Here is a 15,952-nt window from a genome sequence, read left to right on the forward strand (position 1 = left end):
AGTCTTTTGGGCTGCCATGACGACCCAGAAGACTCACGGAACCCGCGCATCGGACGGGAGCGACTCCTCTAGAGGATCAGTACCGGTAGTGCTCCGGCTTGTACGGGCCGTCGACGTCGACGCCGATGTAGGCCGCCTGCTCCTTGGTCAGCTTGGTCAGCTTGACGCCCAGGGCGTCGAGGTGCAGGCGGGCGACCTTCTCGTCCAGGTGCTTCGGCAGCACGTAGACCTGCTTGTCGTACTCGCCCGGCTTGGTGAACAGCTCGATCTGGGCGATCGTCTGGTTGGTGAACGAGTTCGACATGACGAAGCTGGGGTGGCCGGTGGCGTTGCCCAGGTTCAGCAGGCGGCCCTCGGACAGCACGATGATCGAGTGCCCGTCCGGGAACGCGTACTCGTGGACCTGCGGCTTGATCTCCTGCTTCTTGACGCCCGGGATCTTCTCCAGGCCGGCCATGTCGATCTCGTTGTCGAAGTGGCCGATGTTGCCCACGATGGCGTTGTGCTTCATCTGCGCCATGTGCTCGGCGGTGATGATGTTGAAGTTGCCGGTCGTGGTGACGAAGATGTCCGCGATCGAGACGACCTCTTCCAGGGTGGTGACCTGGTAGCCGTCCATCGCCGCCTGCAGCGCGCAGATCGGGTCGACCTCGGTGACGATGACGCGGGCGCCCTGGCCGCGCAGCGACTCCGCGGAGCCCTTGCCGACGTCGCCGTAACCGCAGATCACGGCGACCTTGCCGCCGATGAGCACGTCGGTGGCGCGGTTGATGCCGTCGACCAGCGAGTGGCGGCAGCCGTACTTGTTGTCGAACTTCGACTTGGTGACCGAGTCGTTGACGTTGATCGCCGGGAACAGCAGCTCACCGGTCTTGGCCAGCTCGTAGAGCCGGTGCACGCCGGTGGTGGTCTCCTCGGTGACGCCCTTGATCTCGGCAGCGATCTTGGTGAACCGCTTGCCGTCGGCGGCGATGCTGTTGCGCAGCGTCTCCAGGATGACCTTGTACTCGTCCGGGTCGTCCTCGGAGGCCTGCGGCACCACGCCGGTCGCCTCGAACTCGACGCCCTTGTGCACCAGCAGCGTGGCGTCACCACCGTCGTCGAGGATCATGTTCGGGCCCTGCTCGCCGAACTGGAACAGCTGGTCGGTGCACCACCAGTACTCCTCCAGCGTCTCACCCTTCCAGGCGAACACCGGGATGCCCTCGGGCTTGTCCGGGGTGCCGTTCGGGCCGACGACGATCGCCGCGGCGGCCTCGTCCTGGGTGGAGAAGATGTTGCAGGACACCCAGCGGACCTCGGCGCCCAGCGCGACCAGGGTCTCGATCAGCACGGCGGTCTGCACGGTCATGTGCAGCGAGCCTGCGATCCGCGCGCCCTTCAACGGCTGGGATGCCGCGTACTCCTCGCGGGTCGCCATCAGGCCCGGCATCTCGTGCTCGGCCAACCGGATCTGGTGCCGCCCGGCCTCGGCCAGCGCCAGATCCCTGACGGCGAACTCCAGGCCGTTGACCTTCTGCAGCTTCGCGCTCATGGCTTCCTTTCGTGTTTCCCGATCTTGTCAGGTCTTCGCGGACCGGGTTCCTGTGCAGGGTAGCGCCATTCCCACGGCGCCGACCTGCATCGATCCGCGCTTTACGTGTTGAAGTACTTCGCCTCTGGGTGGTGCGCCACGATCGCGTCGGTGGACTGCTCGGGGTGCAGCTGGAACTCCTCGGACAGCACCACGCCGATGCGCTCGGACTCGAGCAGGTCGACGATCTTGGCGCGGTCCTCGATGTCCGGGCACGCGCCGTAGCCGAAGGAGTACCGGGCACCTCGGTAGCCGAGCTTGAAGAACTCCCGCACGTCCTCGGGGTCCTCCTGGGCCACCGTGCCGCCCTTGGCCCAGGCCAGCTCGCGGCGGACGCGGCGGTGCCAGTACTCGGCCAGCGCCTCGGTGAGCTGCACGCTCAGCCCGTGCACCTCCAGGTAGTCCCGGTAGGCGTTCTTCGCGAACAGCTCGTTGGCGTAGTCGGCGATCGGCTGGCCCATGGTGACCAGCTGCATCGGCAGCACGTCCACCTGGCCGGTGCGCTCGGCCTGCTCCCGGGTGCGGAAGAAGTCCGACAGGCACAGCCGCCGGTCGCGCTTCTGCCGCGGGAAGAAGAACCGGGTGCGCTCCGGGGAGTCCGGCTCGTCCTTGTCCAGCACGACGAGGTGGTTGCCCTCGGTCACGCACGGGAAGTAGCCGTAGACCACCGCCGCGTGCTGCAGGATGCCCGCGGTGGACAGCTCGTCGATCCAGTGCCGCAGCCGCGGCCGGCCCTCGGTCTCGACCAGCTCCTCGTAGGAGGGCCCCTCGCCCTTCTTCGCGCCGCGCAGGCCCCACTGGCCGAAGAACGTCGCCCGCTCGTCCAGCAGCGCCAGGTAGTCGGCGACGGCGACGCCCTTGACCACCTTGGAGCCCCAGAACGGCGGAGTCGGCACCGGCTCGTCGGTGGACACGTCGGACCGGGTGGTGTCGTCGTAGCCGGGCTCGTCGCCCTGCTCGGCCTTGCGCTTCTCCGCGATGCGCAGCGAACGCTCCCGCCGGGCCTTGCGCTCGGCCTTCTTGGCCTCCTCGGCGGCGTCCTCCTCGGGGTTGTCACCGCGCTTGATGGACATCAGCCGGTCCATCAGGTGCAGGCCCTCGAAGGCGTCCTTGGCGTAGCGGACGTCGCCCTGGTAGACCTCGTCGAGGTCGTGCTCCACGAACGAGCGGGTCAGCGCCGCGCCACCCAGCATCACCGGGTACTTCTGCGCCAGCCCCCTGGAGTTCATCTCCTCCAGGTTCTCCTTCATGATCACCGTGGACTTCACCAGCAGGCCGGACATGCCGATGGCGTCGACCTTGTTCTCCTCGGCGGCTTCGAGGATGGCGCCGATCGGCTGCTTGATGCCGATGTTGACCACGTCGTAGCCGTTGTTGGAGACGATGATGTCGACCAGGTTCTTGCCGATGTCGTGCACATCGCCCTTGACCGTGGCCAGCAGCAGCTTGCCCTTGCCGCCGGAGTCGTCCTTCTCCATGTGCGGTTCCAGGTGCGCCACCGCCGCCTTCATCACCTCGGCGGACTGCAGCACGAACGGCAGCTGCATCTGCCCGGAACCGAACAGCTCGCCGACGACCTTCATTCCGGCCAGCAGGTTCTCGTTGATGATCTCCAGCGGCGGCTTCTCGGCCATCGCCGCTTCCAGGTCGGCTTCCAGCCCGTTGCGCTCGCCGTCGACGATCCGCCGCTCCAGCCGCTCGAACAGCGGCAGCTTCGCGAGCTCCTCGGCGCGGGAGGCGCTGCTGGACTTCGCGGTCTGCCCCTCGAACAGCTCCATCAACTTCTGCAGCGGGTCGTAGCCCTCGCGGCGCCGGTCGTAGACCAGGTCCAGGGCGACGTTGCGCGCCTCCTCGTCGATCTTGCTCATCGGCAGGATCTTGGAGGCGTTGAGGATCGCGGTGTCCAGCCCGGCTTCCCGGCACTCGTTGAGGAACACCGAGTTGAGCACCTGCCGCGCCGCCGGGTTCAGGCCGAAGGACACGTTGGACAGGCCCAGCGTGGTCTGCACCTCCGGGTGGCGCGCCTTGAGCTCCCGGATCGCGTTGATCGTCTCGACGGCGTCCTTGCGGACCTCTTCCTGACCGGTGGTGATCGGGAAGACCAGGCAGTCGATGATGATCGCGGACTCCTCCAGACCCCAGTTGGTGGTCATGTCCTCGATCAGCCGTTCGGCGACCCGCAGCTTCCACTCCGCGGTGCGCGCCTGCCCCTCCTCGTCGATGCAGGTCACCACCACGGTGGCGCCGTGCTCGACGGCCATCTGCATGACCCGCTCGTACCGGGAGCCCGGCTCGTGGCCGTCCTCCCAGTTGACCGAGTTGATCGCGCACCGGCCGCCCAGGTGCTCCAGTCCGGCCTGGATCACCTCGGGCTCGGTGGAGTCGACCATGATCGGCAGCGTCGAGGCGGTGGCCAGCCGCGAGGCCAGCTCCCGCATGTCGACCGTGCCGTCCCGGCCCACGTAGTCCACGCACAGGTCGAGCATGTGCGCGCCCTCGCGGGTCTGGGCCTTGGCGATCTCCACGCAGTCGTCGTAGCGGCCTTCCAGCATCGCCTCGCGGAACGCCTTCGAGCCGTTGGTGTTGGTCCGCTCGCCGACGTTGAGGATCGAGGCGTCCTGGTCGAACGGCACCGTCTGGTACACCGACGACACCGCCGGGATGTGCTCCGGGGTGCGCGGCTCGGGGGTGATCCCCCGGACCGCCTCCGCCACCGCGCGCACGTGCTCGGTGGTGGTGCCGCAGCAGCCGCCGACCAGGCGCGCGCCGTAGTCCTTGACGAAGCCGACCAGCGCTTCGGCCAGCTCGTCGGGCTGCAGCGGGTACACCGCGCCGTTGGGGCCCAGCTCGGGCAGGCCGGCGTTGGGCATCACCGACAGCGGGATCCGGGCGTTCTGCGCCAGCACCCGCAGGTGCTCGCTCATCTCCGCCGGACCGGTCGCGCAGTTCATCCCGATCAGGTCGATGCCCAGCGGCTCCAGCGCGGTCAGCGCCGCGCCGATCTCCGAACCGACCAGCATGGTGCCGGTGGTCTCCACGGTGACCTGCGCGATGATCGGCACGTGCCGCCCGGCCTGGGCCATCGCGCGCTTCGCGGCGACGATCGCGGCCTTGGTCTGCAGCAGGTCCTGCGAGGTCTCCACCAGCACCACGTCGATGCCGCCGTCGAGCATGCCCAGGACCTGCTCGTGGTAGGCGTCGCGCAGCTGCGTGTAGGGAGCGTGGCCCAGCGTGGGCAGCTTGGTGCCCGGGCCGACCGAGCCCAGCACGAACCGGGGCCGGTCCGGGGTGGAGTACTCGTCGGCGGCCTCGCGGGCCAGCGCCGAGCCCTTCTCGGCCAGCTCCCGGATGCGCTCCGGGATGTCGTACTCGGCGAGGTTGGCCCAGTTCGCCCCGAAGGTGTTGGTCTCGATCGCGTCCGAACCCGCCTCCAGGTAGCCCCGGTAGATCGAGGACACCACGTCGGGCCGGGTCACGTTCAGGATCTCGTTGCAGCCCTCCAGGTTGGCGAAGTCGTCCAACGTCAGGTCGAAGCCCTGCAGCGCGGTGCCCATCCCGCCGTCGGCGACCAGGACGCGCTCGCCCAGGGCGGTCAGGAAACCGCTCGGATCGTTCTGCCGATCTGCCATGCCGTGCCTACTCCCGTTGCTCAGCTGAGCTTCGCCCCGATCTCACCCGCAGCCTCGTCACCGTATGCCTCGGCGACTCGAGCGAGGAACGATTCCCGCTCCACCTGGTACTCCTGCGGGCCGTCCGCCTCCAGTGAAACGGTCGCCAGCGCGCAACCTAGCTGTAGCGTCCGCTCGAGTTCCAGATCGTGGGAAAGGCCGGCCAGGAAGCCGGCGCGCAGCGCATCGCCGACGCCCGTCGGGTCGCCCTTCTGCTTCTCCTTCGGCGGGGCCACCTCGATGGCGGGCTGGCCCTTGGACTCCACCTGGACGCCCTTGGGGCCCAGCGTCGTCACCCACTTGCCGACCCGGTCGAGCACCTCGCCGTGGCTCCAGCCGGTGCTCTGCAGCAGCAGGCCGTGCTCGTACTCGTTGGTGAACAGGTATTCGGCACCGTCGACCAGCTTGCGGATCGCGTCGCCGTCCATCCGGGCGAGCTGCTGGCCGGGGTCGGCGAGGAACCGGTAGCCGCGGTCCCGGCACTCCTGGGTGTGCCGCAGCATCGCGTCCGGGTCGTTGGCGGAGACCACGACCACGTCCAGCCCGCCGACGCGGTCGGCGACCGGCTTGAGCTCGATGTCGCGGGCCTCGGCCATCGCACCGGCGTAGAAGGTGGCGATCTGGTTGAAGTCGGTGTCGGTGGTGCACAGGAACCGGGCGGTGTGCTTGGTCTCCGAGACGTGCACCGAGGCGGTGTCCACCCCGTGCCGCTCCAGCCAGGAGCGGTAGTCGTCGAAGTCGCGGCCGACGGCGCCGACCAGGATCGATCCGACGCCCAGCTGCCCGAGGCCGAAGGTGATGTTGGGCGCCACCCCGCCGCGGCGCAGCACCAGCTCGTCGGCCAGGAACGACAGCGACACCTGCTCCAGGCGGTCGGCGACGAGCTGCTCGGCGAACCTACCGGGGTAGGTCATCAGGTGGTCGGTGGCGATGGATCCGGTCACCGCAATCCGCACTGCACTACTCCTTAACCAGGGGGCGATCGCCCCAAAGCTCCATTGAACGGCCGGCGCACCGGGCTGCGGGGCGCAGTCTCCCGCGCCCCGCAGCCCGCGCACCAGCTCCGGGCGACCGACTCAGATGCCGGCGGCGCTCTTCAGCGCCTCGGCGCGGTCGGTGCGCTCCCACGGCAGGTCGACGTCGCTGCGCCCGAAGTGACCGTACGCGGCGGTCGGGGCGTAGATCGGACGCAGGAGGTCCAGGTCACGCACGATGGCGGCCGGGCGGAGGTCGAAGACCTCGTTGACCGCCGCCTGGATCTTGACCGGGTCGACGTTCTCGGTCCCGAAGGTCTCCACGAACAGGCCCACCGGGGCGGCCTTGCCGATCGCGTAGGCGACCTGCACCTCGATGCGGCTGGCCAGACCGGCGGCGACGGCGTTCTTGGCGACCCAGCGCATCGCGTAGGCGGCGGAGCGGTCGACCTTCGACGGGTCCTTGCCGGAGAACGCGCCACCGCCGTGGCGGGCCATGCCGCCGTAGGTGTCGACGATGATCTTCCGGCCGGTCAGACCGGCGTCGCCCATCGGACCGCCGACCACGAACCGGCCGGTCGGGTTGACCAGCAGCCGGGTGTCGGCGGAGTCCAGCCCGACCCGCTCGATCTCCGGGTCGATGACCTTCTCCTTGATGTCACCGGCCAGCATGCCCTCGAGGTCGATGTCGGCGGCGTGCTGGGTGGACAGCACCACGGTGTCGAGCCGAACGGCCTGGTCACCGGCGTACTCGATGGTGACCTGGGTCTTGCCGTCGGGACGCAGGTACGGCAGCACGCCGTCCTTGCGGACCTTGGTCAGCCGGCGCGACAGGCGGTGCGCCAGCGCGATCGGCAGCGGCATCAGCTCGTCGGTGTCGTTGCAGGCGTAGCCGAACATCAGGCCCTGGTCGCCCGCGCCCTGCTTGTCGATCTCGTCCTCGGCGCCCTCGACCCGGGTCTCGTGGGCGGTGTCCACGCCCTGGGCGATGTCCGGGGACTGCGATCCGATCGCGACGTTGACGCCGCAGGAAGCACCGTCGAAGCCCTTCGCGGAGGAGTCGTAGCCGATCTCCAGGATCTTGTCCCGCACGATGGTCGGGATGTCGGCGTAAGCGCTGGTGGTGACCTCACCTGCGACGTGCACCTGACCGGTGGTCACCATGGTCTCGACGGCCACGCGCGACTTGGGGTCCTGGGCCAACAACGCGTCCAACACGGCGTCGCTGATCGCATCGCAGATCTTGTCCGGGTGTCCCTCGGTCACCGATTCACTGGTGAACAACCTGCGGTTGATCTCACTCACGACTGCTCCTCACCTCACACTGCTGCGGCTGTGATCCTTGCGTACGGCGGTGACCATTTACGGCACCGGGGGGTCTCAGGCCCGGGCGTGGATGATGCCCCAGGACAGGTTGCCCGCCTTACCACCGGAGACCCAGTTCTTCAGACCGGTCTTCATCTTGGCCCGGTACTCGTCGCTGATCTTGTCGGCGAGCTCGCCCTCGCGGCTCTCGAGCACCTCCAGCACGCGCCCGTAGTGGACGGGCAGGTGCTCGGTCAGGTCCTCGAACTCGAAGTTCTGCAGACCGAGCCGGGCCAGCTCGCGGCGGTAGAAGCCCGGGGAACCCATGGTGTCGAGGTTGATCCGGTTCAGGATCGGCCCGAGGTCCTTCATCCGCGCACCGTCGGCCGCCATCGGGTCGGTGAAGATGAAGGAACCCCCGCCCTTGAGCACGCGGGTCACCTCCTCCAGCACCCGCTCCCGGTCGCCGCTGTGCAGGATCGCATCCTGCGACCAGACGATGTCGAAGGCATTGTCCTGGAACGGGATGTCCTCGAAGGAACCGTCCTTGACCTCGATCAGCTCGTCCAGGCCGGCCGCGCGGTTGAACTCGACGTTGCGGGCGTTCTCCACCTCGCTGAGGTTGAGGCAGGACACCTTGCAGCCGTAGGTCGCGGCCAGGTGGCGGGCGGCGCCGCCGTAACCGGAGCCGATGTCGAGGATCCGGGTGTCCGGGGTGATCTCGACCTTGCTCGCCATCCGCTCCACGGTCCGGCGGGACGCGACGTCGATGTCCTCGTCGGGGCTCTGGTAGATGCCGACGTGGATGTCGTTGCCGCCCCAGACGTGGTAGTAGAAGTTGTCCGCGTCCTCGGAGTTGTAGTAATCGCGGGCGGTGTGCACCGCGGTCGAGTAGACGTCGGAGAGCTCCTCGTCCGGCCGGTACTTCTTCTCCGCGACGTGGATGAAGAAGTCCGGTTCGTCGTCGTGGTAGGTCTCCTGGAAGTCGCCGTAGGTGTCGATCCGCTGGAAGCCGACCTCGCGCATGAGCCGCCGCATGTAGTTCTTCCGCAGCGGGTACATGTTCAAGAAGAATTCAGACTTGTCGGGGAACGTGTACTTGAATCGAGCCAGCCCGTCGTCGATGTAATCCGGTTCGGCGGAAACATCATCACCTGCGTAGTAATAGGTGTGCTTCGAGGAGAATCCGTTGTCCAGAATCGCGTCGTAATTGCGCTGGTCGATGATCAGCACGCCGTCGTGCTTGAGCATCGCGTAGAACTCGGCGAGCGCTTTGCGGCGGTCCCGCTCGGAGAACAGGTGGGTGAACGAGTTGCCCAGGCAGATGATCGCGTCGTATTCGCCGTGCACGTCACGATTCAGCCAGCGCCAATCCGCGTGCACCACGCGCAGGATGTGACCGCCGTAGGTCAGACCGTTGCTGAAGGCCTTGGCCAGCATCTGCGGGCTGCCGTCGGCGCTCACCGCGTCGAAGCCCTCCTCGAGCAGCCGCACCGAGTGGAACCCGGTGCCGGTCGCCACGTCGAGCACCGAGCTGACGCCGCGGGCCTTGAGCTGGTCGATGAAGAAGGAGCCCTCGCTCTCGTAGCGCTTCTTCCAGTCGATGAGCTCGTCCCACTTCTCCACGAAGCTGCCCACGTACTCGTGGGTGTAGTGGTCGGACTCCCGCACTTCCAACGGATTCTCGCCGAACACCTGCTCCTCGCGCGCCACCAGATCGGCGGTATCCGGAGATCCGGGGGTTGCGCTGGATGCGAGGTCGTCCACGCTCTTGGCCATGCTCCACTCCCACCACTCACGTTGGTCATGCGCCACCGCACACACTCGAGCACGCGCAAAATCGCACCCGAGCTCGTCCGTGGCCGTGCCGGGTCGCCACTGCAATAAGGCAACACCTCAGATCGGCGCGGGCAGCCGAGAAACGCTCAAGGCCGCAAAGCACAACGCCGATCGCACTCGATCGGCATCCTTGCCGATCGGCGTGACGCGGAATTCCTGCGTCAGTTGAACAACCTATGCGAAGGAGATCTCAAAGCAAGCGTACAAACGTGTGACGCTAATCACCGCAATACGATGAATGCGTGATTTGAAAAGTCACCCTGGGTGAATAAATGCGCTACTACCTGCGCCAATTCAGAGCATTTGCACGATGGGTAACGATCGGATACGTGCAGTGCGTCATGGAGTTGTGTACACTGCGCGCGCATCGGCTTAGCACAGCGGTTGAAAATTCCGCAACCACGAGCCGATGAGAATTGGATGAGCAAGCGCCGCGGTGGTCGGCCCTTCTCTTCTCAGCCGTTTCATCGCGACGCGGACCAAAGATGTTACGATGCCGCTCCGCGCAATTCCAGCTCCATTCGCGGCGTTCGGCTCCTCCGTTCGGCCCCGCGGTGGGGCGTGGCACGCACCCGGAGGCGCGTGCCACGCGTGCTCACCCCTTCAGCTCCGGGAAGTCCTCCTCGCGGAACTCCTCCGCCCGGCCGTCGGCGCCGGCCAGCTCGTCCTCCCGGCGGCGCAGCTCCACCCGGCGGATCTTGCCGGAGATCGTCTTGGGCAGTTCGTAGAACTCCAGCCGCCGCACCCGCTTGTACGGCGCCAGCTGCTCGCGCGCGAACCGCAGGATCGACAGCGCGGTCTCCCTGGTCGGCTCGTGCTGGCCGGTGAGCACGACGTAGGCCTTCGGCACCGACAGCCGGATGGCGTCCGGCGCGGGCACCACCGCCGCCTCCGCCACCGCCTCGTGCTCCAGCAGCACGCTCTCCAGCTCGAACGGCGAGATCCGGTAGTCGGAGGCCTTGAACACGTCGTCGGTGCGGCCCACGTAGGTGATGTAGCCGTCCGCGTCGCGGGAACCGACGTCGCCGGTGTGGTAGTGGCCGCCCCGCGTGACCGCCTCGGTGCGCTCGGTGTCGTCGGCGTAGCCGGTCATCAGGCCCACCGGACGCGGCTGCAGCGCCAGGCAGATCTCGCCCTCCTGCGCGGGCTCGCCGGTGACCGGGTCGAGCAGCTCGACGTCGAACCCGGGCAGCGGCCGCCCCATCGAACCGGGCCGCACGTCCTGCCCCGGGGTGTTGGCCACCTGCACGCTGGTCTCGGTCTGGCCGAAGCCGTCGCGGATGGTCACGCCCCAGGCGCGCCGCACCTGCTCGATGATCTCCGGGTTCAGCGGCTCGCCCGCACCGACCACTTTGGACGGCGGAGTGGCCAGAGTGGTCAGATCGGCCTGGATCAGCATCCGCCACACCGTCGGCGGGGCGCAGAAGCTGGTGATGCCGCAGCGCTGCATCTGCGCCATCAGCGCGGCGGCGTCGAACCGCTCGTAGTTGTAGATGAACACCGTCGCTTCGGCGTTCCACGGCGCGAAGACGTTGCTCCAGGCGTGCTTCGCCCATCCCGGCGAGGAGATGTTGAGGTGCACGTCGCCCGGTTCCAGACCGATCCAGTACATCGTGGACAGATGCCCGATCGGGTAGGAGACGTGGGTGTGCTCCACCAGCTTCGGCAGCGCGGTGGTGCCGGAGGTGAAGTACAGCAGCATCGGATCGTCGGAGCGGGTGGGCCCGTCCGGGACGAACTCGTCGGCAGCGGCGGCGCTGTCCGCATAGGACGTCCACTCCGGAACCGGCTCGCCGACGGCGATCCGGGTGTAGTCGCCGGGGACGTCGGCGAACTTCGCGGCATCGGCCGAAGTGGTCACCACGTGCTTGGCGCGGCCCCGGTCGATGCGGTCGCGCAGGTCGGCCGGGCCGAGCAGCGGGGTCGCCGGGATGATCACCGCGCCGAGCTTCATCGCGGCCAGGATCGTCTCCCACAGCTCCACCTGGTTGCCCAGCATGAGCACCAGCCGGTCGCCGCGGGCCACGCCGAGGCCGCGCAGCCAGTTCGCGACCTGGTTGGAGCGCTGCGTCATGGCCCGGAACGACACCTTGCGCTCCGAGCCGTCGGCCTCGACGATCCACAGCGCGGTGCCGTCGCGCCGCCGGCCGATCGAGTCGAACCAGTCCAGCGCCCAGTTGAACTCGGCCGGACGCGGCCACTGGAACTCCCGCCGCGCGGTGTCGTAGTCCGTCCGGTGCCGCAACAGGAAGTCCCGCGCGGTCAGGAACATCTCGGTAGCGCTACCTCGGGCCTCGGTCACGTCCACACCCTCCTGGACTCGGCAACATCGCCGGGTTGCTGAAGCGGGCCAACAACGTAACCCCGTTGATCCCAGCGGATCCACGACATTGCTCCGATTTGCGGGCCCTCTTTCGGCCGCGTTGACTGTCCGTGCGTTCATGGTCATTGTTGTCGATTGATGGTGCTCCGTGTTCGATCGACATCAACAGCTCGCCACCGGCGATGAGGAGTGGTTCCAGGATGGGCTTGCGCGGCGATGCGAGCAGCGATCCGCTCTCCGGCTCGCCCGCCACCTGCCCTCCGCCGACCACCGCAACGCGACTTCCGCGGAGACCGGACCTGCGGTCCCGGCGGAACTCGCCCCCGTCCCTCTCGGTTCCGCCTGCACCTGGAGGCAACGTTGTTGTTGCGCGCCCTGCTGCTCACCGCACTGCTCGCGGCCTCTTCCGGGATCACCGCCCCCGCCGTGATGGCCTCCGCTGAGGCGTGGCGGCCGAAGCCACCGCCGCTGACCACGCCGTGGACCGACCAGGTCGGCCCGGACAACGCGCTGCCCGAGTACCCGCGCCCGCAATTGACCCGGGAGCGCTGGCTGAACCTCAACGGCCTGTGGGCCTACGGCGGTGGCAGCACCCCGCCGCAGCAGACCCGCGAGCAGATCCTGGTGCCCTACCCGCCGGAATCCGGGCTGTCCGGCATCCAGCGCCACGACGACCACATGCTGTACCGGCGGACGTTCCAGCTGCCGCCGGACTGGGCCGGGCAGCGCGTGCTGCTGCACTTCGGCGCCGTCGACCAGAAGGCCGAGGTGTCGGTCAACGGCCGCCAGGTCGCGGTGCACGAGGGCGGCTACACCGCGTTCAGCGCGGACATCACCGACGCGCTCAACGGCCGGGGCGCGCAGGAGGTCTCGGTCGCCGTGGAGGACCGCAACGAGGCCGGCCCGTACCCGGTGGGCAAGCAGCGCAACGCCCCGAAGGGAATCCTCTACACCGGGGCCTCCGGGATCTGGCAGACCGCGTGGCTGGAGCCGGTGCCGCAGGAGCACGTCGCCAAGCTCGACATCACCCCGGACCTGACCGGCTTCGACCTCACCGCGCACACCTCGGCGCGGGGCGGGCAGCCGTTCGAAGCCGTCGTCCGCGACCGGGACGGCCAGGAGGTCGCGCGGGCCGAAGGCCGAGCCGGCACCGCGCTGCGGCTGCCGGTGCCCGAGCCGCACCTGTGGACGCCCGACGACCCGTACCTCTACGACATCAAGGTGCGGCTGCTCGACTCCGGCGACGAGGTGGGCAGCTACGCGGGCCTGCGCACCGTCGAACTGCTGCCCGACGCGCAGGGCCGGCCGCGGATGGCGCTCAACGGCGAGATCGTGTTCCAGCACGGACCGCTGGACCAGGGATTCTGGCCGGACGGCATCTACACCGCACCCACCGACGAGGCGCTGCGCTTCGACCTGGAGGCCACCAAGGAGCTGGGCTTCAACATGGTCCGCAAGCACGTCAAGGTCGAACCGGCCCGCTGGTACTACTGGGCCGACCGGCTGGGGCTGCTGGTGTGGCAGGACATGCCGTCGCTGCCGATCGACCTCGCCGACCCGCCGGGCACCAACCCGCCCCCGACCGAGCAGGAGCGCGCCCACTACCGCACCGAGCTGACCGCCATGATCGACCAGCTGCGCAGCGTCACCTCGATCGTGGCCTGGGTGCCGTTCAACGAGGGCTGGGGCGAGTTCGAGACGGCCGACATCGCCGACCTGACCAAGCGCACCGATCCCACCCGCCTCATCAACATCAGCAGTGGCGTGAACTGCTGCTACTCGCTGCCCGACAGCGGCGCCGGGGACATCTACGACGACCACACCTACGTCGGGCCGGGCAGCCCGCAGGTGCGCGACCACCGCGCGGTGGTGGACGGCGAGTACGGCGGTCTCGGGCTGGTCGAGGAAGGCCACCTGTGGCCGGGCCCGCCCGGCGCCTACGAGATGACCGACAGCCGCGAGGCGCTGACCCGCCGCTACGTCGAGGTCAACGACGACCTGGTGCGGATCATCGGGGCCAACGGGCTGTCCGCGGCGGTCTACACCCAGACCACCGACGTGGAGAACGAGGTCAACGGCTTCCTCACCTACGACCGCCGCATCCTCAAACCCGACCAGGACGCGGTCCGCGCCGCCAACCGGGAAGCCATCGACGCGGGCACCCCCTGACATCGACTGGCACCCCCAGCACCCCCGGGCCACAGTGGACCCGACCGCCACGCCGTCCCCTCCGAGGTCCCGTCACCCGACGAAGAACCGCAGTTTCAATTGAAACTGCACAACCCAGCCACGGCGGAACGCAGTTTCGATTGGAACTGCGGTGGTCCACCCCACCGGGAGGAAAGCACGATGCGACGCTTCAGCAGACGCGCGGCGCTCGTCACGGCGGCCGGAGCCACCACCGCCGCGCTCGCCGGACCGGCCGTCGGCTCGGCCGTGGCGCAGCCGCCCGGCGGGGCGCAGACCGCGAACGGCCGGTTGTACGAGATCCGCTCCGGCAGGCAGCGGGCGGTGATCGCCGGGGTGTCCGCGACGCTGCTGTCCTGGCAGGTCGACGGCCGGGAGCTGCTGCTCACGCACAGCGCCGACGAGGTCGGCGAGGGCTACCGGGGCAAGACGATCCTGCCGTGGCCCAACCGGATCGACCACGGCAGCTACACCTTCGAAGGCCAGAAGTTGCAGGTGCCGGTCAGCGAGCCGGAGCGCGATGCGGCGCTGCACGGCCTGATGAGCTTCGTGGAGTGGCAGCCCGTCCAGCACCGGGCGGACGGGGTGGTGCTGGAGTACCTGCTGCCGCCGACCTACGGCTACCCGTTCCAGCTGTTGTTCCAGATCGAGTTCGCCGTGGACGACGCCGGGGTGCGCAGCACGCTGACGGCGAAGAACGTCGGCCGCACCGCCGCACCGTTCGGCACCGCCAACCACACCTACCTGGCCGCGGGCGCCGACCGCATCGACGGCATCGTGTTCGAACTGCCCGCGAGCACGCACTACCTGGTGAACGACCGGCTGATCCCAACCGGGAAGGACTCGGTGGAGGGCAGCCAGTACGACTACCGCCAAGCCCGGCCGATCGGCGACACCAAGATGGACACCGCCTTCACCGACCTGACCCGCGGTCCCGACGGCAACGCCGTGGTGCGCTTCGCCCGCCAGGACGGCGTCACCGCCGAGCTCTGGGTCGACCGGACGCACGGCTACCTCCAGGTCTACACCGACGACAGCCCGAGCACGGAGCGGCCGACGCGCCAGGGCATCACCGTGGAGCCGATGACCTGCGCCCCCAACGCCTTCGTCACCGGCGACGGCCTGATCACCCTGCAACCGGGCGAAACCCACCGCGGCACCTGGGGATACCGCATCGCCCGCTGACGCAGCGCCGTCGCGCAGCGGTCGGCCGCTGTTCCTCCCGGCGCCAGGTCCGGCCAGTAGAGTGGCCGGGTGGCCGAGTACATCCAGATCCCCACGCCCGCCGGGAAGTTCGACGCCCTGACCTCCGGCCCGCAGGACGGCCGCCCGGTCCTGCTGCTGCACGGCTTCCCCGAAGCCGCCGTGGAGTGGAGCGAGCAGCTCTCCGTGCTCGGCGCCGCCGAGTGCTTCGCCGTCGCGCCGGACCAGCGCGGCTACTCCCCCGGTGTCCGCCCGGAGCAGGTCAGCGACTACCGGATGTCGGAGCTGGTCGGGGACGTGCTGGCCATCGCCGAGCACTTCGGCTGGGAGCGCTTCGACCTGGTCGGCCACGACTGGGGCGCTGCCGTGGCGTGGGCGACCGCCGCCGGGCACCCCGAGCGCGTCCGCACCCTGACCGCCGTGTCGGTCCCGCACCTGGACGCGTTCAGCGCGGCACTGCGCAGCGACGAGGACCAGGCCCAGCGCTCGGCGTACATGCAGGGATTCCGCAGTTCCACCGCGGAGAAGGCGCTGCTGGCCGACAACGCCAAGAAGCTCCGGCAGATCTACTACCCCGGTGTTCCGGAGCACCACGTCGACGACTACGTGCAGCGGCTGACCGAGCCGGGCGCGCTGACCGCGGCGCTGAACTGGTACCGGGCGGCGCGCTACGACAGCGGCGAGATCGGGCCGGTCGAGGTGCCGACGCTGTACGTCTGGAGCACCGAGGACGTGGCGTTCGGTTCGGAGGCGGCGATGGCCACCGCGGCGCACGTCACCGGGCCCTACCGGTTCGAGATGCTGGAAGAGGTCTCGCACTGGGTCCCGGAGGAAGCGCCGGACAGCTTCACCCGGCTGCTGCTGCAGCACCTGGTCAGCC

General features: G+C 68.7%; 9 protein-coding genes. 3 read left to right on the top strand and 6 right to left on the bottom strand.

Annotated elements, in window-relative coordinates; all coding sequences use genetic code 11:
• Window positions 1–76 precede the first annotated feature (76 nt).
• The 6 genes from ahcY to ABTZ89_RS22100 form a co-directional block, all read right to left on the bottom strand.
• Window positions 77–1,534, bottom strand: a complete 1,458-nt coding sequence (gene ahcY / locus ABTZ89_RS22075; RefSeq protein ID WP_351047652.1) for an adenosylhomocysteinase — start codon at window positions 1,532–1,534, stop codon at window positions 77–79.
• A 101-nt stretch (window positions 1,535–1,635) separates the two neighbouring features.
• Window positions 1,636–5,202, bottom strand: a complete 3,567-nt coding sequence (gene metH, locus ABTZ89_RS22080; RefSeq protein WP_270949631.1) for a methionine synthase — start codon at window positions 5,200–5,202, stop codon at window positions 1,636–1,638.
• 20 nt (window positions 5,203–5,222) lie between these two features.
• Complete coding sequence (locus tag ABTZ89_RS22085; RefSeq protein ID WP_270949630.1) at window positions 5,223–6,197, bottom strand: carbohydrate kinase family protein; 975 nt, start codon at window positions 6,195–6,197, stop codon at window positions 5,223–5,225.
• A 120-nt stretch (window positions 6,198–6,317) separates the two neighbouring features.
• On the bottom strand, window positions 6,318–7,520 hold the full coding sequence (gene metK, locus ABTZ89_RS22090; protein WP_270949629.1) for a methionine adenosyltransferase: 1,203 nt from the start codon (window positions 7,518–7,520) through the stop codon (window positions 6,318–6,320).
• Window positions 7,521–7,595: 75 nt separating this feature from the next.
• On the bottom strand, window positions 7,596–9,299 hold the full coding sequence (locus ABTZ89_RS22095) for a glycine/sarcosine N-methyltransferase (RefSeq protein WP_351047657.1): 1,704 nt from the start codon (window positions 9,297–9,299) through the stop codon (window positions 7,596–7,598).
• 655 nt (window positions 9,300–9,954) lie between these two features.
• Window positions 9,955–11,631 carry an AMP-binding protein gene (locus tag ABTZ89_RS22100; protein ID WP_351047666.1) on the bottom strand — a complete coding sequence of 559 codons (1,677 nt, stop codon included), beginning with the start codon at window positions 11,629–11,631 and terminating at the stop codon, window positions 9,955–9,957.
• A 480-nt stretch (window positions 11,632–12,111) separates the two neighbouring features.
• On the opposite strand from ABTZ89_RS22100, the gene ABTZ89_RS22105 reads away from it, so the two are divergent.
• From ABTZ89_RS22105 to ABTZ89_RS22115, 3 genes are all read left to right on the top strand, one after another.
• Window positions 12,112–13,851, top strand: a complete 1,740-nt coding sequence (locus tag ABTZ89_RS22105; protein WP_270949673.1) for a glycoside hydrolase family 2 protein — start codon at window positions 12,112–12,114, stop codon at window positions 13,849–13,851.
• Between the two features lie 180 nt (window positions 13,852–14,031).
• Window positions 14,032–15,054: an aldose 1-epimerase family protein gene (locus ABTZ89_RS22110; RefSeq protein WP_351047660.1), complete on the top strand. Its 1,023-nt coding sequence runs from the start codon at window positions 14,032–14,034 to the stop codon at window positions 15,052–15,054.
• 69 nt (window positions 15,055–15,123) lie between these two features.
• The coding region (locus ABTZ89_RS22115) for an alpha/beta fold hydrolase (protein ID WP_351047663.1) at window positions 15,124–15,952 on the top strand (829 nt) is incomplete at its 3' end.

Origin of the sequence: Saccharopolyspora sp. NPDC002686, from assembly GCF_040295745.1 — a bacterium.
Lineage (GTDB): Bacteria > Actinomycetota > Actinomycetes > Mycobacteriales > Pseudonocardiaceae > Saccharopolyspora > Saccharopolyspora oryzae.

Excerpts from the sequence above, each read along its gene's own strand:
- ahcY (WP_351047652.1), bottom strand. The coding sequence starts at position 1,534 with ATGAGCGCGAAGCTGCAGAAGGTCAACGGCCTGGAGTTCGCCGTCAGG.
- metH (WP_270949631.1), bottom strand. The coding sequence starts at position 5,202 with ATGGCAGATCGGCAGAACGATCCGAGCGGTTTCCTGACCGCCCTGGGC.
- ABTZ89_RS22095 (WP_351047657.1), bottom strand. The coding sequence starts at position 9,299 with ATGGCCAAGAGCGTGGACGACCTCGCATCCAGCGCAACCCCCGGATCT.
- ABTZ89_RS22100 (WP_351047666.1), bottom strand. The coding sequence starts at position 11,631 with ATGTTCCTGACCGCGCGGGACTTCCTGTTGCGGCACCGGACGGACTAC.
- ABTZ89_RS22105 (WP_270949673.1), top strand. The coding sequence starts at position 12,112 with ATGGCCTCCGCTGAGGCGTGGCGGCCGAAGCCACCGCCGCTGACCACG.
- ABTZ89_RS22110 (WP_351047660.1), top strand. The coding sequence starts at position 14,032 with ATGCGACGCTTCAGCAGACGCGCGGCGCTCGTCACGGCGGCCGGAGCC.